The organism is Oceanococcus sp. HetDA_MAG_MS8, assembly GCA_019192445.1.
In the GTDB taxonomy this organism is placed as follows: Bacteria; Pseudomonadota; Gammaproteobacteria; order Nevskiales; family Oceanococcaceae; genus MS8.
In genome coordinates, this window is sequence record JAHCMK010000001.1 from 571,419 (window position 1) to 597,707 (window position 26,289).

Consider the following 26,289-nt stretch of genomic DNA (forward strand, 5'->3'; position numbering starts at 1 on the left):
GTCGATATGCCAAAAAGAACCGATATTGAAAGTATCCTGATCATTGGTGCGGGGCCGATCATCATCGGGCAAGCCTGCGAGTTCGACTATTCCGGAACGCAGGCATGTAAAGCCTTGCGCGAAGAGGGCTATCGCGTGGTGCTGGTGAACTCCAACCCCGCGACCATCATGACGGACCCGGAAGTGGCCGACGCGGTGTATATCGAACCGGTGGACTGGCGGGTGGTAGAGCGCATCATTGCCAAGGAGCGCCCGAACGCTCTCTTGCCCACGATGGGCGGCCAAACGGGCTTGAACTGCGCTTTGGACTTAGCACGCGAGGGCGTGCTCGAGAAATATGGCGTGCAAATGATTGGCGCCAGCCGCGACGCCATTGATACCGCAGAAGACCGGCAGAAGTTTCGCCAAGCCATGGACGAAATTGGCCTGGAGTCGGCGCGGAGCGGTATTGCGCACAGCATGGACGAAGCCTGGGCGGTGCAAAAAGCGGTTGGTTTCCCGGTCATTATTCGACCCTCGTTCACCCTGGGCGGTAGCGGCGGCGGTATTGCTTATAACCGCGACGAGTTCGAAGAAATCGTTGCGCGTGGCCTGGACTTATCGCCGACCAACGAGGTGCTGCTGGAAGAGTCCTTACTGGGCTGGAAAGAGTTTGAAATGGAGGTGGTGCGGGACAAAGCCGATAACGCCATCATCATTTGCTCCATTGAAAACCTTGACCCTATGGGCGTACACACCGGCGACTCGATCACGGTCGCGCCTGCCCAAACATTGACCGATAAGGAATACCAGGTAATGCGCGACGCCTCTTTGGCGGTCTTGCGCAAAATCGGTGTTGAAACAGGCGGTTCCAATGTGCAGTTCGCGGTCAACCCGGACGATGGTCGACTCATCGTCATCGAGATGAACCCTCGGGTGTCGCGTTCCTCCGCTTTGGCATCCAAAGCCACGGGCTTCCCCATTGCCAAGGTGGCGGCCAAGCTGGCTGTGGGCTACACCCTAGACGAGCTGGCCAACGAAATTACCGGCGGGCAGACACCAGCGTCTTTTGAGCCAAGCATTGACTACGTGGTGACCAAAATACCGCGCTTTGCTTTTGAGAAATTCCCAGCCGCCGACGACCGCCTCTCCACGCAGATGAAATCGGTCGGGGAGGTCATGGCCATCGGTGGAAGCTTTGCTGAAAGCTTGCAAAAAGCCGTACGCGGGTTGGAAATCGGCAGCGATGGTCTAGAAACTCAGCTCAGCGGTGAGGAAGATGATCCGCGCACGCTCATCCAAGAGCAAATGGCCGTTCCCCGCGCCCGCCGTTTGTGGTGGGTCATGGATGGACTACGCTCCGGCATGGATATCGCCGAAGTGCATGCCATTACCAAGATCGATCTATGGTTCTTGGAGCAGATGGAAGACATCATCATTGCTGAAAAGCAGGTGCAGTCTTCTCAGCCGGAGGAATTGAGCGCAGCGCAGTGGCTGCAGCTCAAGCAGTTGGGCTTTTCTGACGCCTACCTCGCGCAATTGTGGAGTCGTAGCGAAGCCCAGGTACGCGATGCGCGACATGCTCAGAATGTGAAGCCCGTATTCAAGCGCGTTGATACCTGCGCGGCCGAGTTTCCGACGGACACTGCCTACCTTTATTCCACCTATGCGGATGAATGTGAGGCGGAGCCGAGTAACCAGCGCAAGATTATGGTGTTGGGAGGCGGACCCAACCGCATCGGCCAGGGCATCGAATTTGACTATTGCTGCGTTCACGCGGCATTGGCACTACGCGAAGATGGTTTTGAAACCATCATGGTCAACTGCAACCCTGAGACCGTATCTACGGATTTCGACACCTCTGACCGCCTGTATTTTGAGCCGCTCACCCTGGAAGACGTACTCGCCATTGTTGAGGTGGAGCAGCCCGAAGGTGTGATTGTTCAGTTTGGTGGTCAAACGCCATTGAAACTGGCGCGCGCCCTGGAGGCTGCCGGCGTTCCGATTATTGGGACCAGCCCGGACTCGATTGATTTGGCCGAAGATCGCGAACGCTTTCAAAAGCTGCTGCAAAAGCTAGAGCTTAAGCAGCCCATCAACGGTATTGCCATGTCTGCGGAACAAGCCTTGGAAATGGCGCCTCAGGTTGGTTTTCCCTTGGTTGTGCGCCCTTCTTATGTGCTCGGCGGGCGAGCCATGGAGGTGGTTTACGACATCGAGGACCTCAGCCGTTACATGAAGGAGGCTGTACAAGCCTCTGAAGACGCACCAGTTTTGCTTGATCGTTTTCTGGAGCAGGCCATCGAGGTCGACGTGGACGCCGTCAGTGATGGCACCACCACTGTTGTCGCCGGTGTGATGGAGCATATTGAACAAGCGGGCGTGCATTCGGGCGACTCAGCCTGCTCCTTGCCCGCCTATTCGTTGTCGGCCGAGGTCGAACAGCGTCTGTGCGATATGGTCGGCGACTTGGCCCGTGCGCTCAAAGTCAAAGGCTTGATGAATACGCAGTTTGCGGTGCAGGGCGATGACATCTATTTGCTAGAGGTCAACCCACGCGCAGCGCGCACCGTGCCCTTTGTCTCCAAAGCCATCGGTGCCCCGCTGGCCAAAATTGCGGCGCGGTGCATGGCGGGACAGACATTGCAGAAACAAGGGTTTACGCAGGCTGCCCGTCCGGATTATTACTCGGTCAAAGAATCGGTATTCCCATTCAACAAGTTCCCAGGAATCGACCCCATTTTGGGCCCTGAGATGAAATCCACCGGGGAAGTGATGGGCGTAGGCCGAGCCTTCGGCGGAGCTTTTGGCAAGGCCATGTTAGCGCAAGGGGCCAGCCTTCCCAGTGAGGGTGGTGTTCTACTCTCGGTACGTGATGAGGATAAGGCAGAGGCCCTGCGTATTGCTCGGCACCTCACGCACAAGGGCTTTAAAATCTACGGCACCTCGGGAACCGCCCGCCACTTGCAAGCCCATGATGTGGCATGCGAGCCTGTGAACAAGGTCAAAGAGGGTCGCCCTCATTGTGTAGACCTAATCAAGAATGGCGATGTGTCGTTGGTGATCAACACCTCGGCTGGTAAAAAATCCATCGCTGAATCTCATTCCATTCGTGCCGCCGCTGTGGCGCATAAGGTGGTGTATTTCACGACTGTGGCCGCGGCTTGGGCGACCTGCCTTGCTATGGATCATCGTGACGATATCCAGGTCAACGCCTTGCACGAGCTACATAAGGAACTTAGAGCATGAGCAAAATTCCGCTGACCCTGCGTGGTGCTGAGCTGCTCAAGCAAGAGCTGAAACGCCTCAAAAGTGAGGACCGTCCGCGCGTCATCGCCGCCATCGCTGAAGCTCGCGAGCATGGTGATCTCAAAGAGAACGCCGAGTACCACGCGGCGCGTGAACAGCAAGGCTTTATCGAAGGTCGTATTCAAGACATCGAAGGCAAACTCAGCAACTCGCAAATTGTTGATGTGGCCACTTTGCCCAAAACCGGCAAGGTTGTGTTCGGCACCACCGTGGAGTTGGTCGATGTGGATACGGATGAGGAGCTACGCTACAAGATCGTGGGTGAGGACGAAGCGGACGTGAAGCAGGGCCTCATAGCTTTCTCAACGCCTATTGCACGGGGTTTGCTGGGTAAGGAAGAGGGCGACGAAGTCAGCGTTGAGGTTCCAGGCGGCACCCGGACCTTCGAGTTACTCGCTGTCCACTACGAGGCCTGATGCAGCCCACGGGCCACCCCACTCTGAGCCAACGCGACTTGGCTCATGTTTGGCACCCCTGTACGCAAATGAAGGATCACGAGTGGCTGCCGCTGCTTGAGATCGAGCGCGCGCAGGGGCTGTGGCTTTACGACACCCAAGGCCGCCGTTATATGGACGCGGTGAGCAGTTGGTGGGTGAACCTTTTTGGCCATGGCAGACGCGAAATTGCCGATGCCATTGCGCATCAGGCCCATACCCTCGAACAGGTGATGTTCGCCGGGCATACCCATGAGCCAGCAGTCCGCTTATCGGAACGGTTATGTGAGCTGGCGCCGGGGGCATTGAACAAGGTGTTCTTTGCCGACAATGGCTCCAGCGCCATTGAGGTGGCGCTAAAGATGAGCTACCACTACTGGGCCAATCGTGGCCAGCAGCGGCGCCATTTTGTGCATCTGGATCAGGCCTACCATGGCGAAACCCTGGGCGCACTGGCGGTGAGTGATGTGGGCTTGTACAAGGCGACCTACCAACCCTTGTTGATGCAAGCCATACAGCTCTGTGCGCCCGATACGCGACGCCCTGAGCGCGATGCCGATGTGCGTAACTGCCTTGCTGCGGCCGAAGAGTTGCTGGCGCAGCGCGGCCATGAAATTGCTGCGGTTATTGTCGAGCCTTTAGTGCAATGCGCTGCGGGCATGCGCATGCATGAGCCTGAGTACCTGCGCGGTTTGGCGGCACTGTGCAAGCGATTTGACGTGCACCTGATTGCCGATGAAATTGCCGTCGGCTTTGGTCGCACGGGTCGGATGTTTGCCTGCGAACATGCACAGATCGCCCCGGACTTTCTTTGCTTATCCAAGGGGATTACCGGCGGTTTTCTTCCATTGGCCGTGGTACTGACGCTGGATGAGGTTTACGCGGCGTTTTACGCCGAGTGGCAAGAGCAAAAAGCGTTCTTGCATTCTCACTCCTACACCGGAAACGCGATCGCCTGCGCTGCCGCCAACGCGGTGCTGGACATCTTTGCTGCTGAGCCAGTGTTTGAGCACCTGCAGACGATGGGCGAATTGATGGAGCTCAAGGTCCGGGATCTGCTCAGCGATCATCCACATGTGGCGCATATTCGGCGCCAGGGCATGATGTTGGCCTTGGACCTGGTTCACAGCAAAGACCCGCATCAGGCCTACCCGGCATTAGAGCGGCGCGGTCTGCGTGCCTACCAACACGCTTTGACGAGGGAAACCATGCTGCGCCCCCTCTACAACAGCATGTATTTGATGCCGCCCTACGTAGTGCAACCAGATGACGTGGAGCATTTGTGCAGCGTGTTAGCGGAATCCGTGGATGTGGCCACGCATGATCCCAGCTAATGCCTCGGCGTAGTCGCTCCTCAGGGCGCTGGTTGCAGCGACAGCAGCGCGATCCCTTTGTTAAACAGGCCCAAGGGGATGGTTGGCGCTCGCGGGCGGTGTTCAAACTGCAGCAAATCGATCAACGTGATCGGCTCATTCGTCCGGGCCAAACCATTGTGGACCTGGGCTGCGCTCCTGGGTCATGGAGCCAATACGCGCTGAAAAGGCTCAAAGGGCAGGGCCGGGTATTAGGCTTAGATCTACTGCCGACCGCGCCCTTATCGGGTTTAGAGTTTTTTCAAGGGGATTTTCTATCGGCTCAGGCTATGGCGTGGATAGAGAGTTGCATGCCACAAAAGTCCTCCGTCAACCTTGTAATTAGCGATATGGCCCCCAATCTCACAGGGAACCGGCTACTTGATCAGGCGCGCAGTTTGGAGTTGCTGGAAGCGGCCGCTGAATTTTGTCGTCATCACCTCAAAAATGGTGGGGATTTTCTGTTCAAGGCCTTCCAGGGTGAAGACCTACCGCAATTTGTGACAGGATTAAAGAACGAGTATGCATCTGTTAGCTGGCGTAAACCGAATGCTTCTAGAGACGAAAGTCGAGAGGTGTTCGTGCTGGCGCGGGGCTATCAGATGACGGACAATCGATGAACCGGGGTGGGACATCGTGGTCCACATTGGGCAATAGGCCCTAGGAGTGAAGGTGAACGATCTGGCAAAGAATATGTTGTTGTGGGTGGTGATCGCGGTCGTCTTGATGAGCGTGTTCTCCAGCTTCTCTCAAACCCGCGGCGGAAGCCAGGCAATTGCGTATTCGCAATTTCTTGAACAAGTGAAGAATGGCAATGTTGCCAGCGTGGCCTTAGAGGGCCAGCAGATTATTGGCGAGACGCGTAGCGGAACTCGATTTAGTAGTTACAGCCCCGAGTCTGATAACACCGCTATGATCGGCACGCTGCTCGACAATAACGTGCAGCTCACGGGTCGCCCCCCCAAAGGCCAGCCGCTGCTGCTGCAAATCCTCATCTCATCCTTCCCGATCTTGCTGTTGATTGGGGTGTGGGTGTACTTCATGCGCCAAATGCAAGGCGGCGGCAATGGCCGTGGCGCTTTGTCCTTTGGAAAAAGCAAAGCACGCATGCTGGCACCAGACCAGGTCAAAATCACCTTCGCCGATGTGGCTGGTGTGGAAGAGGCTAAGGAAGAAGTTGGCGAGTTGGTGGACTTTTTGAAAGATCCCTCCAAATTCCAACGGCTAGGCGGACGCATTCCTCGCGGGGTGCTGATGGCAGGCTCCCCGGGCACGGGTAAAACCCTGCTCGCCAAGGCCATTGCTGGCGAAGCAGGCGTTCCCTTCTTCACGATTTCTGGTTCTGATTTCGTGGAGATGTTCGTCGGTGTAGGCGCCTCCCGCGTTCGCGACATGTTCGAGCAAGCCAAGAAACACGCCCCCTGCATCATCTTCATCGACGAGATTGACGCCGTAGGTCGGCACCGTGGCGCCGGTCTTGGCGGCGGCCACGATGAACGTGAACAAACGTTGAACCAGCTTTTGGTTGAGATGGACGGCTTTGAGGGCAATGAAGGCATCATCGTCATTGCAGCGACCAACCGCCCGGATGTGTTGGACCCCGCGCTCTTGCGTCCCGGCCGCTTCGACCGCCAGGTTGTGGTGCCATTGCCAGACGTACGCGGTCGTGAGCAAATTCTGAAGGTGCACATGCGCCAAGTTCCGATTGCTGGCAATGTCAAACCCTCTGTGCTTGCCCGTGCAACCCCTGGTTTCTCTGGCGCTGACTTGGCCAACTTGGTGAACGAAGCCGCCTTGTTTGCGGCGCGTGGCAACAAAAAGCTCGTGGACATGGACGACTTTGAGCGGGCCAAAGACAAGATCATGATGGGCGCCGAGCGCAAATCTATGGTGATGTCCGACCAAGAGAAGAAGCTCACCGCGTACCACGAGGCTGGTCACGCCATCGTGGGTCTGACCGTGCCTGAGCATGATCCGGTGTACAAGGTCACCATCATTCCGCGTGGTCGCGCTCTTGGTGTGACCATGTTCCTCCCTGAAGAAGATCGCCACAGTTACACCAAGCAACGTTTGATGAGTCAAATTGATTCACTGTTTGGTGGGCGGATTGCTGAAGAGATGATCTTCGGTGACAACGCCGTCACCACCGGCGCTAGCAACGACATCGAACGCGCAACCGATATTGCGCGCAAGATGGTCACCAAATTCGGCATGAGCGAAAAACTAGGACCACTGACCTACGCCGAAGATGATGGCGAAGTGTTTTTAGGCCGGAGTGTGCAGCAGACCAAGCATGTCTCTGACGGTACGGCGAATCAGATCGACACTGAGATTCGTCGAATCATTGATGAGTCCTATGAGCGAGCTGTCTCAATACTGAACGACAACGCCGATAAGCTACACATCATGGCAGAGGCCTTGATTAAGTACGAAACCATTGACTCTGAGCAGATCAAGACCATCATGGAGGGTAAGCCCCCCGGTCCGCCAGAAAGTTGGCAGAACAAGGATGATGGTGACGGTGGTGCTACGGCCCAAGCCGACGATGCCAAGGGCGCATCGGACGTGCCTCCGGGAACGCGGCCTGCTGGCCAGCATTAAGCTACTTTCTTGCTAGGTCTTTAATCATGCGGCCCTGCAACATTGCAGGGCCGTTTGTTTTTTAAGCTGTGATGGATGAGTGATTCCGTACGTCTAGACAAATGGCTTTGGGCTGCGCGTTTTTACAAAATGCGGGGCCTGGCCACAGACGCCATCAAACATGGCCAAATTCAAGTGAATGGTCAGCGCCCTAAGCCTTCGCGGACGGTGCGGCTGGATGATGAAATCCACATTGAAAAAGCCGGCCAAACCTGGACCGTACGTGTCCTGGAGTTGAGCGACAAGCGCGGCAGTGCCGCCATCGCTCAGTCTTTGTACGCGGAAACGCCGGACAGCCTTGCTCGTCGTGAGCAGCAAGCCGCGCAGCGTAGAGCCGAGTGGCTGTCCCGCCCGCAACCACCGGAGCATCGGCCAGACCGTCGTGAACGAGCCCGGCTACGCAAGTTGCTGCAGAAAATTTAAGCCGACTTCCCGCAAGAGCGTGGTCTGCCGGCTCCTGTAGTGGAGAGTGAAGGACCTTCAGACTTGGCCGCAGCGCTCGTAAAAGGCAAATTTTTCACAAATTCTGCCTATTGTTGAGCCCGCGCCGGCTAGCGAGGCCTCGGACTTGCATGGCTGCTTCGTGCTTTTTGAGGTGTCGCAGCCAGAGGCTGCGACTTGTGTTGCCTTAGCCATGTCCGGATTCGCCTTCGTTAGTCTGCAGCAGCATTCGCTTTTTCGGCGGATTTTTCCGCTGATGTTTCTATTGGTGTTGCTCGGCGGTGGATTGCTCAGCTTTTTGACGCTGCGTGTGTTCCAGCAGCAGGTACAGCGTTTCCATATCGAAGTGGTCGAAAAGCAAGCGCAGGTTGCAGGACAAAGTTTGCGCTTGTTCATCGAAGAACTGAGCACGCGCAACTTTATGCTCAGCCAGTCACCGGTGCTGGCGCAGCTCGGCCTGCCGCCTGCCCATCAGGCCGACTGGAATAACCAGCCACTGAGCAATGAAACCTCGGCCTTACGACTTATCGACGCCATACTCCGTAGTCAGCCGCAACTACTCGAGGTTGCCGTGGTTCTGCGGGCCAATGATGGTGATGGCCGTAGCTTAAGAGCAACGCGAATAGCTGGTGGCGCCTATTCGCTGAGTGCAGAGCCACTTTACGCTGGCGATTACAACCAGTTTCAAGGAGTTGTGGAGCGTGCTCAGCAAGCTGTAGAGCTGATTGGTTTTGCCGACCCCTCAGACCCGGCCAAACGCGTCGCGGCGATTCAAACAACCGCGCCTTTTATTGCCAATAGAATGCAGGGCAGTGTAGTTCTGCGCAGTTTGGCCCGGCACAGTCTTGGCGCCTTGGATGGCGGCTTAGGCAACCCATCGCAGCTGTATTTGCTCAGCCGGAGTCAGCCTAATATGCCCGTGCCCATGGACGGGCACGAGCTCAGCTCGCCTACGCTCAACACCATCAACACCGAGCTTATTCCCAGCTTAGGGGAAGGAATTTCGCGGCAGGGAAGTTTGGTGTTTTATGCCTTGGGGGCTCAGGCAGGGCATGGCGATATCGTGTTATTGCACACCGCCGGAGAAGTCGGCTCGGCCAGCATTTTGCGCGATGCCTTGCATCAAAACCTGCAAATCCAACTCGTGCTCATTGGGATATTTCTGGTGGCCACCTTCTTGGTGGCTCGCTACATTGCCGCCCCCATTTCCAGTCTGCGGCAAACCCTGGCTGAAAAGCGTGAAAACATCGAAATGGGTGATCTGCCTGAGGGCTCAGATGCCGACCTGCAGGCCTTATTCGAAGTGATCGTGACCAACGCCGAGCGCATTCGTGAGCAGCAGCATAATTTGGCCAAACGTATGCAGACCATGGTGCGGATGCAAGAAGAGCTGAACGAAGCGTATTTGCAGCTCAAACAATCCGAGGCCGATAAGAATGAGCTGGTCAAAGTGACCGCGCATGACTTACGTGAACCCTTACTGGTGGTGAAATCCTGCGGCGCCCTGTTACCAGAGCTGGTTGCAGATCAAGACCTAGAGGGCTTAGAACAAACAGTAGGGTTCATCGATACCGCGATCTCGCGCATGGCGGAACAGCTGGAGCGAATGCGTCGGTACTTCCGCATTGGCGATCATGGTCCGCCTACCCAGGTTGCCGTAGCGGATGTTTGTCAACAGGTGATCTCCGAGCTGAGAGACCAGCAGCGTCTGCACAATGCCACAGTGTTCTTGCATGGCAATGGACAACTGTGGGCCCAAGCAGAAGATATTCACGTCCTGGTTTACAACTTGGTGGATAACGCGCTGCGCTATGCTCGTGACCACGCACCCTGCAAAATTCGCGTTGACGTCAAGCGCGAAGCCGATGCACTGCTGCTAGACATCTGTGATAACGGAATTGGTATCGACCCCGAAAATCACGACAAGATTTTTCGTATGTTCTACCGTCGTGGAAGCAGTGCAGGGTACCGAGGAGGCGGAACCAGTTTGGCGGAATGTCGCAAGATTGCGCGCCTACTGCATGGCGATATCCGCGTAGAAAGCAACCCGGATTATGGGGTGACTTTTCACGTGACCCTTCATGATCTGAAGCCTGACATCAAAGCGGTTCCTAAGCGCAGCGCCGCCTAGGTCTAAAGCTTCGGCCTCGTACTGCGAATGACTCCAAAATCCGGTTCACATCCGTCAGCGACAAGTAAGCGGCACCGCCTCAGAACCCTAGGTGCAACCAAGCCCTGCACATGACCTCCCAATCTAGCAGCCTGCGGTTAACGGTCAAAGACACGCTATAAACGCTGCGTGCCAGCGCACGAGGCTTGTACAAAGCCTAGCAGTTGCTGGTCTCATACATACCACTAGTCCCATGGAGCTCTGGTGCGTTTAGCGCCCAGACCACGCGCTTGCTGCGCTTAGGGTCGATGAGGGCACCAACGCAGGGGCAAATACCCGAAACAAAGGCATCGGATAAGCTTCGCCCAAGAAACCTGAAGGCACTGCCATTCAGCAAAGCAGGCGAGTACCACCGCTGCGATGAATGCCAACCCAATCAAAGCTGGGACGACTAGAAACGATATGCCAGCATCAAGTAAATTGCCTGGGTGTAGCGTTCCATTGGAACCTGAGCAGCGCTGGCACCCTGGCCCTCAGTGCCATCCACATAATGATATTCGGCGAATAGGCCCCAGTTTTGCGCGGGGGCGGAACGCCAGCCAAGGACATGATGGTAGGCAAATTGGGAGAAGCGAGGCTGCCCTGTGCTTTGCGCGAAGCTCCGTCCATCGCGGTCATTGCGATTGGCAAAAGAAGCGTCAAAGCGCAAATACCAGCTAGCGCCGCTGTCCAGGAATCTGCGGTACTGCACGTAGGCACCGTCGGAATCGATCTTCTCGCTGCCAAAAGGGCTTTCTGTAGCCACGTCTGCGAGACGATATTCCGCCGTCAGCTCATAATTTTGCGCACGCCATTGCAGGGAGGCGACGTACAAATCAGCGTCTAGGCTCGTACCGACCAAGGGGTCGCTAGATGGGTTATCGCTTTGGTAATCCAGCCGCGCTCCTAAGTAACTCAAGCCGCCGCGTAAACCGGTACCACCACTGGCTTCAACCAGCCATTGCGCTTGAATGAAGTCTTCGATGTCGATATCGCCCTGACTACCCGGGGGCAGCAAAGCGCCGAAGGCAGACTCAGAATCCCCATCGTAAAGCGTGGCCCCAATGGTGAACTCATGGGTGAGATGCGGCCCCAGATGGGTACCGTAGAGCTGGATGCCATCTGAGGAAAAGAACAAGTCCCGAAGCCCGGCTCCCTCAAAGTACACCGACGATGGCATGGTGATTCCAGGACGGGAGAACACCACATCTCGGGTGGTGTTGTAGAGCCCGTAGGGGTTCTTCACTCGGCCAGCACGCCCGCCAAGGTTGGTTCGCGCAGAGACGGGGCGCTGGTAGTCAAGTTGTAAGAAGTCCACCCGCAATGTGCCATCGGCAGCGTCTCCAAAGCGGCGGGACAATAATTGCCCCGAGAGCAGAGCATTACCGCCGATGACGGTACGCGCATTCAGGGCAACTTCATTGAGGTCAGTGCTGAAATCCTCACTGCCGCTAATCACCTCATTACCCTCAGAGTAAACAAGGCCTTGCGCCATGGCGCCATGGATGTCGAGGTCCAATGCGCCGGCGGCATGACTCATCAGCAGTGTTAGCGCAGCCACGCTCGATGCTGCGAAGGGGCAGCTATGCTTAGGAAGTTTCATGATTTCAGCTCGGTTCTAGCCAGACCTGGGGCGGCCAGAAGTTCTTGTGTCGATAAAGCGCCGTCGGTGACTGGCACATAGCCCAAGGCGCCTGGTGTTTCCCCCACCCGGCGACGCATTTCTTCTACGCTCTCCACCACCTGGGGCACCAAACCGGTTCCGGCAAACAAGGCCTGATCCCAGGCCCTGCGAAGAACATAGGGAAAGGTTCCCAGCAGGTCCCGGCAAAGGCTTTCATGCGCCGGATGTTGCTCGGGAAAAACGAATATTCGTACGGGGGTCCCATCAGGCCAGGTGCGGGTCCGCAGCGTGAAGACGGCGCGTAACAAAGCCTCTTGATCCAACACGGCCAGGTTGGCATCGGGGTTGGCAATGAGCTCTACGGCTCCAAGCCCGGCGGGCGTCTCCTGTGACCGACTCGGCAAGCTAAATAGCAGGCCGGCAAACAGAATTGCCACTAAGCATAAGCGGCTCGCTAGCGCCTGCGTTGCATGAGCAGAACTGCAACTACGCATGGCGATCTGGGAAACATGTGAATGCCCAAAGTCGGAACACTGGCGGCCTGTGGGTTCTTTGACGTGGGCCTCACTACAACCTGTAGAGCGTCAAATTTCCGTCAAGTGGGCGTGGGAAGTCTGGATTTGAGCCGTAAGGCCACAACGCTACTACCGATCACCAAAAAGGTTCCTACCAAGGCCCAAGGACTTGGTGACTCCGCCCATATCAACCAACCTAAAAGCATCGCGAAAACCACCACTAGGTAGTTCAAGGGAGCGACCTGTGCGGCAGGAATAAGCGCATAAGACCGGGTTAATGAGATCTGGGCGATGGTCGCGAACAACCCCGTCCCAAGCATCAGTAGCCATGCCTTGGGGCTAGGCATTTGCCATTGCAGCATGGCCGGGAAGGCGGTCAGCCCCACCGAGAAAGTGGAAAACCAAAACACGATGCGCGGAGCGGGCTCCGTCGATGACAGCTTGCGGATAGTCACAAAAGCCCACCCAGCGAAGACGCCTGCCATGACGGCTACAGCGCCAACCCATGGAGGGCCAGCGACGGCATCTTGATCCTGACCGGGGCCGATAATGAGGGCGACACCCACAAGACCCAAGAGAATGAGTGGCCAAATCCCCCAATGCGGTTGTTCGCGCAGCCAAAGCCAGGCAATGATGGGGACGTACAAAGGGGCGGCGTAATTCAGGAGCATCGCCTGTGCCAAAGGAATATGCGCAATGGCAAAAAAGAAGCTGTACATCGCTACTAAGCCCACCACTGTGCGCAACAAGTGCAGCCCCAAACGCTGAGTCTGCAACTGGCGCAAGGGTTGCCTCAGCAGCAAGGGCAATAAAAATAGCAGGCCAAATGCGTTGCGCAAAAAGGTCACCATAGGAATCGATAATTCCTCGGCGGCGAGCTTGATCAAGGCCCCCATGATGGCGAAGCCCATCGCGGCGGTGAGGGCATGTTGAACGCCGAGGCGGATATTGGTTGGCTGCATCCTCCCATTATCTCCTCTTCGCAGCCTACAATTGTGCTTTGGCGCCATTAATGACAGGACACCATGCAAGCGCGACATTCCAGAATCATGTTGGTCGAGGACAGCGAAGCCGATGTGGCCTTGGCCAAGGAAATTTTTAAAGAAGGCGGCCTTAGCTTCGACCTTCATGTGGCATACGACGGCGTTGAGGCCTTGGCCATGCTCCGCAGGGAGGGTGAGCATGCGGGCCTGCCGCATCCAGACTTCATCTTGCTGGACTTGAACATGCCGCGTATGGATGGACGCGAGTTTTTATCCATCATCAAGGCCGATGCCACACTCAAACGCATTCCCGTGCTGGTGATGAGCACCTCTGATTCGCCGCGCGATGTACTCACCTGCTACGAATTGCAGGCCAATGCCTACATCGCCAAACCTTTGGACATTGACGACTTCATCACTTTGGTGGAATCCATCCGGGATTTCTGGTGCCGCTTTGCGCTTGTGCCGCCCAAAGCATGACTAGTGCCACCTTACAGGGGCTTGCTGGGCTGTATGGACTGTGCGCAGTTGGCTTGGGCGCCTTTGCCGCGCACGGCCTGAAGGCGCGCCTGGATGATTACGCTCTAGACATCATGAATACGGCGACTCAATACGCTATGGTGCACGCCGTGGCCTTGCTGGCCCTGAGCTGTGCACCTGCGGCCAGCCAAGTCCGGCTCGCTGGTTGGGGTTTTGCCTTGGGAGTGGCCCTATTTAGCGGGAGTTTGTACGCCTTAGCCTTAAGTGGGCAGCGCTGGCTTGGTGCGATCACTCCTTTAGGCGGGCTCTTTTTACTAGCTGCTTGGGGATACTTGCTGTTTAGCGCTTTTCGTAATCCCTAGCAGGGCGCCGGGCAATGCCCGGCACCTACTACCTCAGGCATTCAGCTCGCGCCTGCTGCTTCGACCATCGATTGCATTTTTTGCTGCTGCTCGCGAAGTGTTTCCAGACTTTGCTGCTGCTCAGCGGCCAGAGCGCGAGCTCCTTCTACGACTTGCGCAGGTGCGCGGTCCACAAAATTGGCATTCCTGAGCTTAGCTGTTGTTGCTGCATAGTCTTTTTCCAGCTTGGCCACAGCCTTGCTCAATCGGGCCAGCTCAGCTTCAGGATCGATTAAACCGGCCAGCGGTACATGCACATTCATGGCACCAGCGCGCGCTAAGGCGGACTCAGGAGCCGTATCCTCCGAACCCAGAAGCTGTACGGACTCCACACGACCCAGAACGCGAATTTCCGCGTCCAAACGTTGTAGTCGCTGCTGGTCCTGGTCCCTATAGCCCTCCAGCAATACAGCCAAGGGCTTGCCCGGTGGGATATCCATCTCACCACGGATTTGGCGAATGGCCAGTAACAATTGCTGCAACCAGGCAATGTCGGCCACTGCCTCATCATCCTGCTTTTCCAGCTGCGGCACGGGGTAGGGACGCAGGCAAATGGAATCGCAACCCGTCACTCCCGCCAGGGGAGCGACTTTCTGCCAGATTTCCTCGGTAATGAAAGGCATGATGGGGTGCAGCAAACGCAGGATGGTTTCCAAACCACGCGCCAGTGTGCGCCCGGTAGCTTGACGCGCCTGCGCAGTGCCGTCCCGGAGACTGACTTTGGCAAGCTCTAAGTACCAATCGCACCAGTCGTGCCATACAAAATCGTGTAGAGCAGCAGCTGCTAGGTCAAAACGATAGCTATCCAAGTGACGATTCACGTCGGCCTCTACCAACTGCAGTTTGGACACAATCCAGCGCTCAGCCACTCCGGGGCTGCCAGCCTCACCATTATCGGTCCAGTCTTCCAGACTCATGAGGACAAAGCGGGAGGCATTCCAGAGTTTGTTGCAGAAGTTTTTGTAGCCGGCTAAACGTTGAGGATCAAAGCGGATATCCCGGCCGGTGGTTGCCATTGCCGCAAAGTAGAACCGCAGTGCGTCTGTACCGTGGGCAACAATGCCATCCGGGAAGTCCTGCCGCGTCGATTTGGCAATTTTTTCAGCGAGCTGAGGCTGCATCAGCCCCGTGGTGCGCTTGCTGAGCAGATCATCCAAGCTGATGCCGTCGACAATATCCAGAGGGTCAATCACGTTGCCCTTCGATTTGGACATTTTTTGACCACTTGCATCTCGGACCAGGCCGTGAACATAGACCTCTTTGAAGGGCACCTCTCCGGTGAACTTCAAGCCCATCATGATCATCCGGGCCACCCAGAAGAAGATGATGTCAAAACCCGTTACCAGTACGGATGTGGGATAGAACCGGGCTAACTCCGGCGTGCGCTCTGGCCAGCCCAGCGTGGAGAAAGGCCAAAGTGCAGAGGAGAACCAGGTGTCCAGAACGTCTTCGTCCTGATGCAGTACCACATCATCAGCCAAGCCCGCCGTCTGCCTGGCGTGGGCCTCATCCCGCCCCACATAGACGCCACCCTGATCGTCATACCAGGCGGGAATGCGGTGCCCCCACCAGATCTGACGAGATATGCACCAGTCCTGGATATTGTGCATCCATTCAAAGTAGGTCTTGGACCAATTTTCCGGAACGAAGCGAACCTTTCCGCTCTCCACCGCCTCGATGGCTGGAGCGGCCAAGGGGGCAGTCTTCACGAACCACTGGTCGGTCAAGAAGGGTTCCAAGACCTGGCCGGTGCGATCCCCGCGCGGCACCATGAGATTGTGGTCATCAATGCGTTCGACTAGACCTAAAGCACTCAAGTCAGCCACCACGCGGGTACGCGCTGCGAAGCGATCCAGACCTTGATAAGCCGCAGGCACTTGATCGTTCAGCGCTGCCTGCGGCGTCAGGATATTGATGCAGGGCAGGGAGTGCCGTTGCCCCATCTCGTAATCATTAAAGTCGTGTGCCGGGGTGATTTTGACGCAGCCCGTACCAAACTCCGGGTCTACGTAATCGTCAGCAATAATGGGGATTTCGCGCTCGACCAGTGGCAGCAGCACCGTTTTTCCCACCAGATGCTGATAACGCTCGTCATCCGGATGCACCGCAACCGCAGCATCTCCCAACATGGTCTCCGGTCGGGTTGTGGCGACGACTAAGTGCCCGCTACCGTCGCTCAATGGGTAGCGAAAATGCCAGAGCTTGCCTTGTTCTTCCTTGGACTCCACCTCCAAGTCGGACACAGCCGTTTGCAGGACCGGGTCCCAGTTGATCAAACGTTGGCCACGGTAAATCAGCCCTTCCTCGTAGAGGCTCACGAAGACTTCCGTCACCGCCTTCGATAAACCCTCGTCCATGGTGAAGCGTTCCCGGCTCCAGTCCACTGAAGCCCCCATGCGTCTGAGCTGGCGGGTGATGTGCCCACCCGATTCCGCCTTCCATTTCCAAATTTCATCAATAAAGGCGTCGCGACCGAGGTCATGCCGCGATTGCCCCTGGGCCGATAAACGCCGATCAACCACCATCTGGGTCGCAATGCCAGCATGATCGGTGCCTGGTTGCCAAAGCGTGGCATGCCCGCGCATCCGGTGTAGCCGTGTCAGCCCGTCCATGATCGTATCCTGGAAGGCATGCCCCATATGCAAACTCCCAGTGACGTTTGGCGGCGGGATCATGATGCAGTAAGGGTCGGCGTCATGCGTACCAGCGCGAAATACGCCGCGCTCTTCCCAGTTTTGGTACCACTTGGTTTCTATAGAACTGGGGTCGTAGTGTTTATCCATAATGTGCAGGGCAACCGGGGCAGAGCCAATGCAGCGCTAGCCTGCCTACAGACCCGCGAAGGGCCGTCGAGCGAACGCGCCGTGGCATGGATGAATATGGCGAAACATGGAATTATAGGGCTTTGCTGACCGTGCAGCCGGATGGAGGGACCCATGCTCAAGGTGCACACCACGATTCTCGCTCTGAGTTTGGGCAGCCTGGCCGCTTGCGGCTCAGATTCTGTGCCCAGCAAGCCACCGGCGGACTTGGCCACCTCCAAAAGCAGCCAGACATTGCAGGCTTTTGCCGACTGTAGCGCCCTTCGCGAAAATTTCACTCGCAGCCTTAGCCAAGAAGTGCTCAGCGGCTTTTGGGCGGGCCGCCCCTGTTGGGGCTGCACTGGTGTAGTCCCGGAGCCTGGCGCTCCGCCACGTATCGCGCAACCCCGTAGTGATGAGTCGCTAGACGGCCAACCCGTGCCATCGCCTGCCGCAGCTCCAAGCCGCGAGGTCAATCAGACCAACACGCAAGAGCAGGGTGTAGACGAAGCCGATCTTATGGAAATTAGCGCTGATGGGCGCACTCTTATCCTGCTGCATAGCCGCGGGGCGCATGCACCGGCCATTGAGATCTTCGACATCGGCAATTTGGGCCAACCACAGCGACTCAGCCGCCTAGACTTAGACAACAATCGCGCCTACAGGGGCTTGTACTGGCTAGAGGATCAACAGCGACTCATCGTCCTTTCTAACGGTTATCACTTTGGCCCGGTGCCCTTTGCTGCACAATCCACTCCAGCACCCTCAGCACTGAGCCGGGTCCAAAGCTTTGATGTGTCGAGCTTGACTGCGCCCAATGAAATCGGACGCTGGGAGTCTAGCGCCGACCTGATGAGCAGCCGCGTTATCGGCGAACAGCTGCATGTGGTGACTCGCTTCGCACCACCATTGCCCCTGGCTCTACGCGATGACCAAGCCTTTCAAGACTTGGTGTATACGGACTACGCTCAAGCTCTGTGGGATCAGGATGTGGCAGCTCAGGAGCGCTTGGCTCAGCAAATAGAGGGCCGCATTGCAGAGGCGGTGAGCGCTGCAGACATCAGCGAGCTGCTGCCCCTGAACCAAGGCCAAACACTGGCATGCACAGCAGTGTATGCCCCAGAAATTAACCAGCAATTGGGCTTTATTCAGGTGTCCAGCATGGACAGTGACTTGGCACAAAGCCAGGACATGGCGCTGCTCAATAATGCGTGGCAGCTCTATGCCAGTGCCAACAATTTGTACATTGCGCAAACCAGCGCGGGCTGGTGGTTCGATCCTCAGCAGCGCCAGCAAACAGCCATTCACCGAGTACAACTTCAGGGCTCGGGGCCGCCGCTATACACTGGCAGCAATGTGATTGATGGCTGGGCGGCCAATCGTCATCAGTTTTCCGAGCATGCAGGGCATCTGCGTGTTGCCACCACACTCCAAGGCCCGGCATTGTTGGCAGAAGAGCTGCCGTCCACGCGCAGCCTCAACCAGCTGGTCGTACTGAAACTCGATGACATCGACGCGAGTCAAGACTTGGCATTGGTGGGGCAAACACCACGCTTTGCCCCCAATGAAGATATCCGTGCGGCACGCTTTCTGGGCGACAAGGGCTATGTGGTGACCTTTGAATTCACGGATCCCTTGTTTGCCTTTGACCTGACCACCCCCAGCCAGCCACGCATCGCCGCAGAGCTCAAGATTCCGGGGTTTTCAACCTACATCCACCCCCTGGGGCCAGATCATCTGCTCACCTTAGGGCGAGAAGGCGGGCCGGATGGCTTAGGCACCGGGCCAGGTTATCAGCTACAAATTTTTGCCACCGCCGGTGCCTTTGATGACAATCCCGATACCGGCCTGGAGCAGCTCGCAACCTGGGAACCCGCATTGCTCAACGGTGATTACGCCTTTTCCCAGGCCGAAAATGAGCCCTTAGCCTTTGCCTTTTTAGGCGATTCCAGCCGTGGCGACGGCACCCGGGGTCTGCTGAGCATTCCGGCCCAAATTGCTTCGGTGGATCAGAGCCGCGCCTTTAGTGGATTTAGCACCTTTGTCATCGACGCACTCAGCCCCAGCATTGATCCCCTATTAGACCTGGATCACCGTCCGCCATCTGGCGATGCTGGGGAGGGCTGCCCGCCGGGGCGAAGCCCGCCTGGGTTTATCGAGTTCGGATGCTTTGATTTCGCGCCAACGGTGTATGCCGAGCCATTACGCAGCAAGATTGTGTGGGAGCGCGGAGCCGAAGACACCAGGGTGTTCTTCACCTTTAGTGACCATCAGCTTCGCGTTGACAGCCCGGACCGCAATCCAACAGCCATGGCGCGCATTGAGTTTAGAGAGGAGTCCGAGGCCAATTAGGGCCTAGGGTTCAGGCCTCGGGCTGTGTTGGAGTCTGCCGGATGGGGTAGCGCATGCGTATTTGATAGGCCTTGCCCTCGTCATCACGCACATTGGAAATGCCGATGTACTCAATGAGGTCTTTGTTGGCCGGGTTGTAGCTTAGGATCAAGGGGTCTACAAACAGGCCCAACAGACTCGCCACGGAGACCTTAATTCGTACGGTGGACACGCCCTCTATTTCACCGTCCTCCAAACGTTCGGCTTTGAACTTCACGCTACGCAAACTACTCACTACGCAAAAGCGGAAGCTAACGGGATCGCCCTTGAGTAGAGTGTCGAAGTTCGCTTGAACATAAGGATGAAAGCCAGCATCGGCGGCCTCGCAGCGACTACTGTCCACTGCATTGGTCTGGGCTTGCTCCTCGCCGGGCTTTTGTCGGTACATCTCTAAGCCTTCGCCCTTGCGCCGGAGTCCCTCCTCGTAGCCACTGTTGCTCAGCTCGGTGGCGAAGGAGGGCACAAAGAGGCTCTGCTGAAAGTCCACGCTTTTTCCACCGAGGCGGACGCCCTCCGGGCTGGTGTACTCAACCTCATCGGCGATAGGCTGATTGTTCGCGTCGTAGCGAAATTGATGGACCTCGGTATACAGCAGCTCCCCGCTCTCTTTATCGTAGGCCTGACCGACCAACTCTTGAACTGGCTCCAAAGCCTGCGTGGCCCCCATAGCCATGAACAAGGCGGCAGCTGTAGCTACGGATCGCATATAGCTAGAGGTTCGACAGTAGATCACGGTGTGAGGTCCTTCAAAAGTAACTGAAGAGGAGTTCGCGGCCGCGTTGCATTTGGATGCTCAGGCAGGCACCCTGCCAAAGTAAGCGAGCCTCAACATGCTCGCTACAAGCCACTGAATACCAACGCATGTTTTAGGGAGACCTCGTGAATCTAGAAAAAGTCCTCTTTGGCTTTTTTGTTTTGCTGGCACTTACGCTCAACGTCGGCTTCGTTTACGGCGAGATTGACTCGGTAACTCACCACCATGTCTGGGAGCTCTTTGCGGCTTTGGTGGTTTCCTTGATTGCCACCGTTCTCAAGTTTGGTGATCGCACGCACCTGGGCGCCGTGTTGCTGGCGTCCTCTCTGGTCGCAGATTTACATTTGGTGGCCGCGGCCATCGTGTGGGGCGTCAATAGCCAAGTTTTCGCCGCAGGTGAGGAGCCTGGGGTGGTGGCCAGCGTTGTTTCGCTAGCCTGCGGGGCTTTGGTCGCCAACCTTGCCAGCGTGATCTTACTCGTGGTGGAAACTCTGACTCTGCGGCGATAAGTAAGGGGCACAGCCATGAACAGCGTGCTGTTTTTAGTGATGCGTCGCATGCGGCGCCCGCTCATCATGCTGATCTGCGCCTACGCAGTGGCCATTGGCGGCTTGGTGCTCATTCCCGGGGAAGACGACCAAGGGCAGCTTTGGCACTTCGACTTTTTCCATGCCTTTTATTTCATCAGTTTTGTCGGTCCGACTATAGGCCTGGGCGAAATCCCCTATGCCTTGGTTCCTGCACAGCGTTTTTGGGTGAGCTTCTCGCTCTACCTCACGGTGATCTCATGGCTCTACGCCATCGGTAAGATCTTCAGCTTGGTGGGTGAGCCCGCCTTCGTCCGCGCCCTGAGCGAAACGCGCTTTCGGCGCTCTGTCCACAGCCTATCCGAGCCATTTCACCTGATCTGTGGCTATGGAGAAACCGGCAGTCTGCTCGTCGAAGCGCTGTGCGCTCGGGGTTGGCGCTGTGTGGTCATTGATAGCAGTAGCCAGCGTTTAGACGATCTAGAATTGGCCGAGCTGCCCGTCGACATTCCCAGGTTATGCGCGAATGCAGGCGACACCCGTGTATTGATTGAAGCCGGGCTCAAGCATCGTTACTGCCACTCGGTCATCGCAGTGACAAACTCCGACGCGGTGAACACCAAAATTGCGGTGACCTGCAAGTTGTTGCAGCCCGAAAGGATGGTTCTCTGCAGAGCTGATAGCGCTGCGGCCATGGAGAATATGGCCTCCTTTAATACCGACCATATCGTTAATCCGCACACGATTTTCGCCGAGCAGATGGCGCTGGCCATTCGTAAGCCCCATGTGAATGAACTGCATCGGTGGTTGGGCGCGCGTGCCGGCAAGCCGCTCAAGCCGCCGCTTTTGCCTCCTACGGGGCGCTGGATCATCTGTGGTTATGGCCGCCTCGGTCAGGCCGTGCGTCGTTACCTAGATGCCAATGACATCGATGTGACCGTGATTGAACGTGACGCCTCACACTTTAGTGACAACAACAGTGCCATTCAGCACCGAATTATTGGTAGCGCCACCGATCCCGAACCCCTGCATGAAGCGGGCGTGGAGAGCTGTCAGGGGATATTGGCTGGCACGGACTCGGACGCGGATAATTTATCGATCGTGTTAACCGCACGCGACATCAATCCGGACATATACGCGGTAGCCCGGCAAAACCATTTTCGCGAACGCGAACTCTTTGCCGCCGCCAAGCTCCCCCTGGTGGTTGACCTGAACCGGATTTTGGCCTGGCGCATGCTGCCTCTGGCCACGGTTCCTTCGCTGGATGAGTTTCTAGCCTGTTGCCGATCTCAGGAAGACGACTGGGCGCGAGAACTCATGGACAATTTGCGGGCATTAACCGGCGACACCTCCCCAGAAGTGGTCCACGTGCCGCTGTGGGGGCAGGGAAGCCAAGGGCTATGCCAGGCGCTAGCTCGACGTACAGTACGCTTGCGCGATTTGGGGGGGCATATTGATGGTGAAACCATCCCCGTCATCGGCTTGATGCTCAAACGCGCTGAGGAGCGCAGCTTACTGCCGGATCCGGAGACCGAACTCCAGCCCGGTCAGCAGCTGCTGCTCGCAACCGTGGCGCACAGTGCACACCGCTTGGAGTGGCTGATCAAGCACAGTAACCATTGGGGCAGCGCGCCGCGCAGCCACGCTTTGGCAGCGGTTTCGCCGTAGGGAAGCGCTGAAGAAATCCGCGAGCGAAGCAAGGTGGCCCGCCGCCGGAGCGCAGAAACCACAGCATATGGGCGATATGTGAGGAGTTCGACCAATCGGCAGGACAGCCGATTGGGACCGCGCAGCGGCCGCTTGCGGCGAGGGACACGGATGTCCCGAGTCAACACCGCCGGCGGGTCAGATTGCGAGCGCAGCGCATTATTCAGTGCTTCCCTAGGCCAAACCGGTCCGTGACTAACGACCGCTGCGCGGGTCAAAGTCTGCTGCCGACTCCCGCCAGCGTTCGAGCAACTCTGTTTGCTCGGGATTGAGAGGGGTGGGATAGCGCAGAACGATGCGCACGAATTGATCCCCAGGGGCCGTTTTATGCGGTAGCCCACGGCCTTTCAGCCGCAAACGCTGACCACTTTGAGTCCCCGCTGGGATGGTCATTTCAATCGTTCCGCCCAAGGTGGGTACGGGCACCTTGCTGCCCAGGGCAGCTTCCCAAGGGCTGAGCGGCAAATCAATGCTGAGGTTTTTGCCATCCACAGTGAAACGCGGATGTTGACGAATCCGAATCGTGAGCATGATGGGGCTGCGGCCTGCGGCCACACGCATCTTGCTACCGTCGGTGGTCCCGGCGGGAATTTTGACTTTTAAGGTGCTGCCACCGGGTCGCAATAGCTCTCGAGTCGTACCGTGGAAGGCTTCTTCCAGACTGATGTCTACGTCCAGAGACTGGCTTTGCGGTGCTCGGCTAAACCCCGATTCGAAGCCGCCGGCACCTCCACCAAAAGGGCTGGCTCCGCCAGCGCCGAACAGACTTTGGAAAAAGTCACTAAAGCCACCCAGGTCATCTCCGCCATGCCCATGGCTCTGCCAGCCCGGAGGGGGTTGGAAGTTTTGCCCTGCCTTCCAATCTTTGCCCAGACGGTCGTATAACTTGCGCTTCTCTGGGTCCTGCAGAACTTCGTAGGCCTCCTGCAGTGTCTTGAACTTATCTTCGGCGTCGGCCGCCTTGTTGCGGTCGGGGTGATACTCGCGCGCCTTGCGTCGGTAGGCTTTTTTGATCTCGGCCTCGTCAGCCTGTCGGCTCACACCGAGAATTTGGTAATAATCCTGAAATTCCATCTGTTACAGGCTCAAAGAATCTGTGGGAGATATGCGGCCGAGATTGCTCATATTCAATCGTCACTCGGCTTTGGTAAAGCCTGCGGGCGGCGAATGGCGGCTCGTGTCGAACTTGTGCGGGGCGCCTCCTTCAGGTTGCGCTCGCGCGTACGGCTCCGCCGCCATTTGGCATAAAGGCTGAGCCCTGCGTAGACCCCGTCGCTCGCCAGATCGTGAAGACGCCGCATTTCCTGGGCCGTGCGCCGCGTGGCGGGTATTTGTTCCAGAATGTCGAAGGGAATGCTGGCCAATGCGAAATGCGTCGCGCGCGCTGCTCGACCTCCTTGATCCAAAGATGCGGCGACTTGATCTTGAAACTGATCCAGTCGATCCTGGCTCGCACGGGCATAGGCCAACTCACTGAGAAAGGCGTTGACCCGGCGCTGCTGATGCTCATGCAACTCACGCGCTTGCGTGTGCGCCCATACCAGGGACAACACCACAGCCGAGGCCAGCAAGAGCAAAGCCGTTGCCAAAATTTCAATCAGCGGCATGAATGCGCACCTCCGCCATGACATCCCATTTTTCGAGCTCTTTGCGCAAAATGTTGGCCGCTTGCCGGTGGACCTCGCGACGAATCAGGCCCGGCGCGAGATTGCCCAAAATCCCAGCAAAGGCGTGATGCTTGGCGGCGAGTTGCATCGGGTTCAGAATTTCTACGCTAATGAGGCGTTTACGTGGCTGTCCCAATAGTGCGCGGACTTCTTCTGGCGCTGGTGGCGCCAAGTCTAGGACCGGATGCAGCACTCTGGATTGAGTTTTTAATTCTTTGTGGTTGTGCACCAGCAGGGCAATTGCGGCAGACAATAAGACAGCATTCAAGATAAGCAAGGCGATGAGCATGGCAGGGAACGTCGATAAACCGGGGAAGCTCCGGCATGAACATGCGGGAGGATGTGCGTGAATGCTACACCGCAAGCCACTGGGTTCGCGCCGGCTGAGGTGGTGTGGCGCGAGGATGGCACCGCTGTCAGCCCCAAATTCGGAGATGTATTTCACTCCGCCTCAGGCGCAGCCGCCCAGGCTCGCTACGTGTTTATTCAGGGAAATGATCTGCCGGCCCGCTGGCAACGCGGTGAAGCCACGCGGATTGCAGAATTAGGATTCGGTAGCGGCTTGAATTTTTTGCTGAGCGCGCAGTTGTTTTTAGACCATGCGCCGGCGACAGCAACGCTTTATTACCTCGGCTTGGAACTGCACCCCTGGACCAGGACCGATGCGGAGCGCCTACTGCACGATGCGCCTATTGCCGCCCAGCTCAAATCCCAATGGCTGGACGCATTGAACGCGCTGGTTGTCGGTCCCAACCGCATCATCCTGGCCCAAGGACGCATACAACTCACACTGATCGTGGCCGAGGCCCAGCTCAGCTTGAAGCAAGCCAGCTTCCCGGTGGAGTGCTGGTTCCTAGATGGCTTTGGGCCGCGGTACAACCCCGAGATGTGGCAGCCAGAACTGCTGCAAACCATTGCCTCTCAGCTGCAGCCTGGCGGAACATTAGCGACCTGGTGTTGCGCCGGCCCCGTGCGCCGCGAACTTGAAGCCGCCGGACTACATATCGCTAAGCAACCGGGCTTTGGCCGCAAGCGAGAGATGTTGGTCGCGCATAAACCGGGCCTATCGCAGCCACTGCGGGTCTCTAGACTCAAGGTGATAGGCGGCGGGCTTGCCGGCGCATGGACGGCGCGCCTTGCCGCCGAGAGGGGTCTGGAGGTGCAGTTGGTGGACGCTGCCAAAGCCCCGGCAACAGGTGCCTCATGCATGCCCATGTTGATGGTCCGGCCCTATGCCCGCCATCGCGACACTCCCACCGGGCGCTTTTTCTGGCAGGCCGCCGCGTTCAGCGTGAGCAGGCTCAATGCTTGGCAACCACCGGGCTGGCAAGCCTGTGCGATATGGCGGGAGTTTGGTGAGGAAGTGCCCCATTGGTTAGAGCCTGCGGGTTGGCATGATGGGCCTAAGCTCTGCCAATTCCTGCTTGAGCATCCGCGCATTCAGTGTGAATGGCAGCGCAGTATTCCCCCACAGCTGCACAAACTATCGGCCAGCGAGGCTCAGGTGTGGGCGACGGCCGTCCCGCCGCAACCCGTCCAACCTGGTCCTCAGGGAGCAAGCCTGGTCAGAGCGATTCGCGGGCAACAAAGTCTATGGCAATCCGGCGCGCTGCAACTGGGCCAGCATAATCCGCGCGTGGGCCACTGCGTAGGCGTGGAAACCCCTCTAGGGCTGTATTTCGGGGCCTCGCAGGGCTTTGATGACCTTGGCCTCGATCACCGCCCCCATGAAGCCCTGACATACGGAGCGCGCCTACCTAAACCACCGCAAGAGTCTGACCTCGCTCAGATGCAACATTGGACCGGCACGCGCAGGCAGAGCCGTGACCGCTTACCGCTGGTGGGGCCCTGCCCAGATATCCATCTTCAGCCGCAGCCGGGCTTAGCAGCAGGACGCGCCCATCAGACCGACCTGCCGGTTATTGAGGGGCATTGGCTGAACGTCGCACATGGGGCCCGTACGGCCACCAGTGCGGGGCTAGCCGCCAGCCTATTGCTGGACCGCATTATGGGCACGCCATGGGCTTGTTTAGCCGATGAAGCCTTCGCTCTTGATCCGCGCCGGTTTTGGCTACGTGCCTGGCGCCGCGGCGAATGGGAACGGTCAATGCAGCCTTAAGCGCGGGCGCAGCTCA

The 26,289-nt window shown here is 57.4% G+C and carries 21 protein-coding genes; 13 read left to right on the forward strand and 8 right to left on the reverse strand.

Going from position 1 to position 26,289, the window contains the following annotated elements:
• The first annotated feature begins 6 nt into the window (after nt 1-6).
• The 7 genes from carB (at nt 7) to KI787_02330 (ending at nt 10,286) form a co-directional block, all read left to right on the forward strand.
• Complete coding sequence (gene carB / locus KI787_02300; GenBank protein MBV6628763.1) at nt 7-3,228, forward strand: carbamoyl-phosphate synthase large subunit; 3,222 nt, start codon at nt 7-9, stop codon at nt 3,226-3,228.
• On the forward strand, nt 3,225-3,704 hold the full coding sequence (greA, locus tag KI787_02305) for a transcription elongation factor GreA (protein ID MBV6628764.1): 480 nt from the start codon (nt 3,225-3,227) through the stop codon (nt 3,702-3,704). Before carB ends, greA begins: the two co-directional genes overlap by 4 nt.
• Nucleotides 3,704-5,056 (forward strand): adenosylmethionine--8-amino-7-oxononanoate transaminase, encoded by a 1,353-nt coding sequence (locus KI787_02310; GenBank protein ID MBV6628765.1) that lies wholly within the window; start codon nt 3,704-3,706, stop codon nt 5,054-5,056. The genes greA and KI787_02310 overlap by 1 nt, the downstream gene beginning before the upstream one ends.
• Complete coding sequence (locus tag KI787_02315; GenBank protein ID MBV6628766.1) at nt 5,056-5,694, forward strand: RlmE family RNA methyltransferase; 639 nt, start codon at nt 5,056-5,058, stop codon at nt 5,692-5,694. The genes KI787_02310 and KI787_02315 overlap by 1 nt, the downstream gene beginning before the upstream one ends.
• Nucleotides 5,695-5,767: 73 nt before the next feature.
• Complete coding sequence (gene ftsH, locus KI787_02320) at nt 5,768-7,675, forward strand: ATP-dependent zinc metalloprotease FtsH (protein MBV6628767.1); 1,908 nt, start codon at nt 5,768-5,770, stop codon at nt 7,673-7,675.
• A 75-nt stretch (nt 7,676-7,750) separates the two neighbouring features.
• Complete coding sequence (locus KI787_02325; protein ID MBV6628768.1) at nt 7,751-8,137, forward strand: RNA-binding protein; 387 nt, start codon at nt 7,751-7,753, stop codon at nt 8,135-8,137.
• Between the two features lie 211 nt (nt 8,138-8,348).
• The gene (locus KI787_02330) at nt 8,349-10,286 is read left to right on the forward strand and encodes a HAMP domain-containing histidine kinase (protein ID MBV6628769.1); all 1,938 of its coding nucleotides are present in this window, start codon (nt 8,349-8,351) and stop codon (nt 10,284-10,286) included.
• Between the two features lie 430 nt (nt 10,287-10,716).
• On the opposite strand, the gene KI787_02335 is transcribed toward KI787_02330, so the two are convergent.
• The 3 genes from KI787_02335 to KI787_02345 all read right to left on the reverse strand — a co-directional run bounded on the left by KI787_02335 (nt 10,717) and on the right by KI787_02345 (nt 13,405).
• Complete coding sequence (locus KI787_02335) at nt 10,717-11,907, reverse strand: hypothetical protein (GenBank protein MBV6628770.1); 1,191 nt, start codon at nt 11,905-11,907, stop codon at nt 10,717-10,719.
• Entirely contained in the window at nt 11,904-12,365 is a 462-nt protein-coding gene (locus KI787_02340; GenBank protein MBV6628771.1) for a hypothetical protein, read from the reverse strand. The genes KI787_02335 and KI787_02340 overlap by 4 nt, the downstream gene beginning before the upstream one ends.
• 158 nt (nt 12,366-12,523) lie before the next feature.
• On the reverse strand, nt 12,524-13,405 hold the full coding sequence (locus KI787_02345; protein MBV6628772.1) for a DMT family transporter: 882 nt from the start codon (nt 13,403-13,405) through the stop codon (nt 12,524-12,526).
• 63 nt (nt 13,406-13,468) lie between these two features.
• Here KI787_02345 and KI787_02350 point away from each other — a divergent pair, with 63 nt between their 5' ends.
• Nucleotides 13,469-13,906 (forward strand): response regulator, encoded by a 438-nt coding sequence (locus KI787_02350; GenBank protein ID MBV6628773.1) that lies wholly within the window; start codon nt 13,469-13,471, stop codon nt 13,904-13,906.
• A complete protein-coding gene (locus tag KI787_02355) occupies nt 13,903-14,268 on the forward strand; it encodes a DUF423 domain-containing protein (protein MBV6628774.1) in 366 nt (121 codons plus the stop codon). Before KI787_02350 ends, KI787_02355 begins: the two co-directional genes overlap by 4 nt.
• A 41-nt stretch (nt 14,269-14,309) precedes the next feature.
• On the opposite strand, the gene KI787_02360 is transcribed toward KI787_02355, so the two are convergent.
• Nucleotides 14,310-17,090, reverse strand: a complete 2,781-nt coding sequence (locus tag KI787_02360) for a valine--tRNA ligase (protein ID MBV6628775.1) — start codon at nt 17,088-17,090, stop codon at nt 14,310-14,312.
• A gap of 153 nt (nt 17,091-17,243) precedes the next feature.
• On the opposite strand from KI787_02360, the gene KI787_02365 reads away from it, so the two are divergent.
• On the forward strand, nt 17,244-19,460 hold the full coding sequence (locus KI787_02365; GenBank protein MBV6628776.1) for a beta-propeller domain-containing protein: 2,217 nt from the start codon (nt 17,244-17,246) through the stop codon (nt 19,458-19,460).
• Between the two features lie 10 nt (nt 19,461-19,470).
• Here the strand turns inward: KI787_02365 and KI787_02370 are convergent, their stop codons facing one another.
• Complete coding sequence (locus KI787_02370; GenBank protein ID MBV6628777.1) at nt 19,471-20,205, reverse strand: hypothetical protein; 735 nt, start codon at nt 20,203-20,205, stop codon at nt 19,471-19,473.
• 173 nt (nt 20,206-20,378) lie between these two features.
• On the opposite strand from KI787_02370, the gene KI787_02375 reads away from it, so the two are divergent.
• Complete coding sequence (locus tag KI787_02375) at nt 20,379-20,762, forward strand: hypothetical protein (GenBank protein ID MBV6628778.1); 384 nt, start codon at nt 20,379-20,381, stop codon at nt 20,760-20,762.
• 15 nt (nt 20,763-20,777) lie between these two features.
• Nucleotides 20,778-22,448 carry a potassium channel protein gene (locus KI787_02380; protein ID MBV6628779.1) on the forward strand — a complete coding sequence of 557 codons (1,671 nt, stop codon included), beginning with the start codon at nt 20,778-20,780 and terminating at the stop codon, nt 22,446-22,448.
• A gap of 234 nt (nt 22,449-22,682) precedes the next feature.
• On the opposite strand, the gene KI787_02385 is transcribed toward KI787_02380, so the two are convergent.
• From KI787_02385 to KI787_02395, 3 genes are read right to left on the reverse strand one after another with little or no spacing between them, the layout of a single operon-like run.
• The gene (locus KI787_02385; protein MBV6628780.1) at nt 22,683-23,561 is read right to left on the reverse strand and encodes a DnaJ domain-containing protein; all 879 of its coding nucleotides are present in this window, start codon (nt 23,559-23,561) and stop codon (nt 22,683-22,685) included.
• 53 nt (nt 23,562-23,614) lie between these two features.
• Nucleotides 23,615-24,094 (reverse strand): hypothetical protein, encoded by a 480-nt coding sequence (locus tag KI787_02390; GenBank protein MBV6628781.1) that lies wholly within the window; start codon nt 24,092-24,094, stop codon nt 23,615-23,617.
• Nucleotides 24,081-24,443: a hypothetical protein gene (locus KI787_02395; GenBank protein MBV6628782.1), complete on the reverse strand. Its 363-nt coding sequence runs from the start codon at nt 24,441-24,443 to the stop codon at nt 24,081-24,083. Before KI787_02395 ends, KI787_02390 begins: the two co-directional genes overlap by 14 nt.
• A 57-nt stretch (nt 24,444-24,500) precedes the next feature.
• Here KI787_02395 and mnmD point away from each other — a divergent pair, with 57 nt between their 5' ends.
• A complete protein-coding gene (mnmD, locus tag KI787_02400) occupies nt 24,501-26,273 on the forward strand; it encodes a tRNA (5-methylaminomethyl-2-thiouridine)(34)-methyltransferase MnmD (protein ID MBV6628783.1) in 1,773 nt (590 codons plus the stop codon).
• The last annotated feature ends 16 nt before the right edge of the window (nt 26,274-26,289 follow it).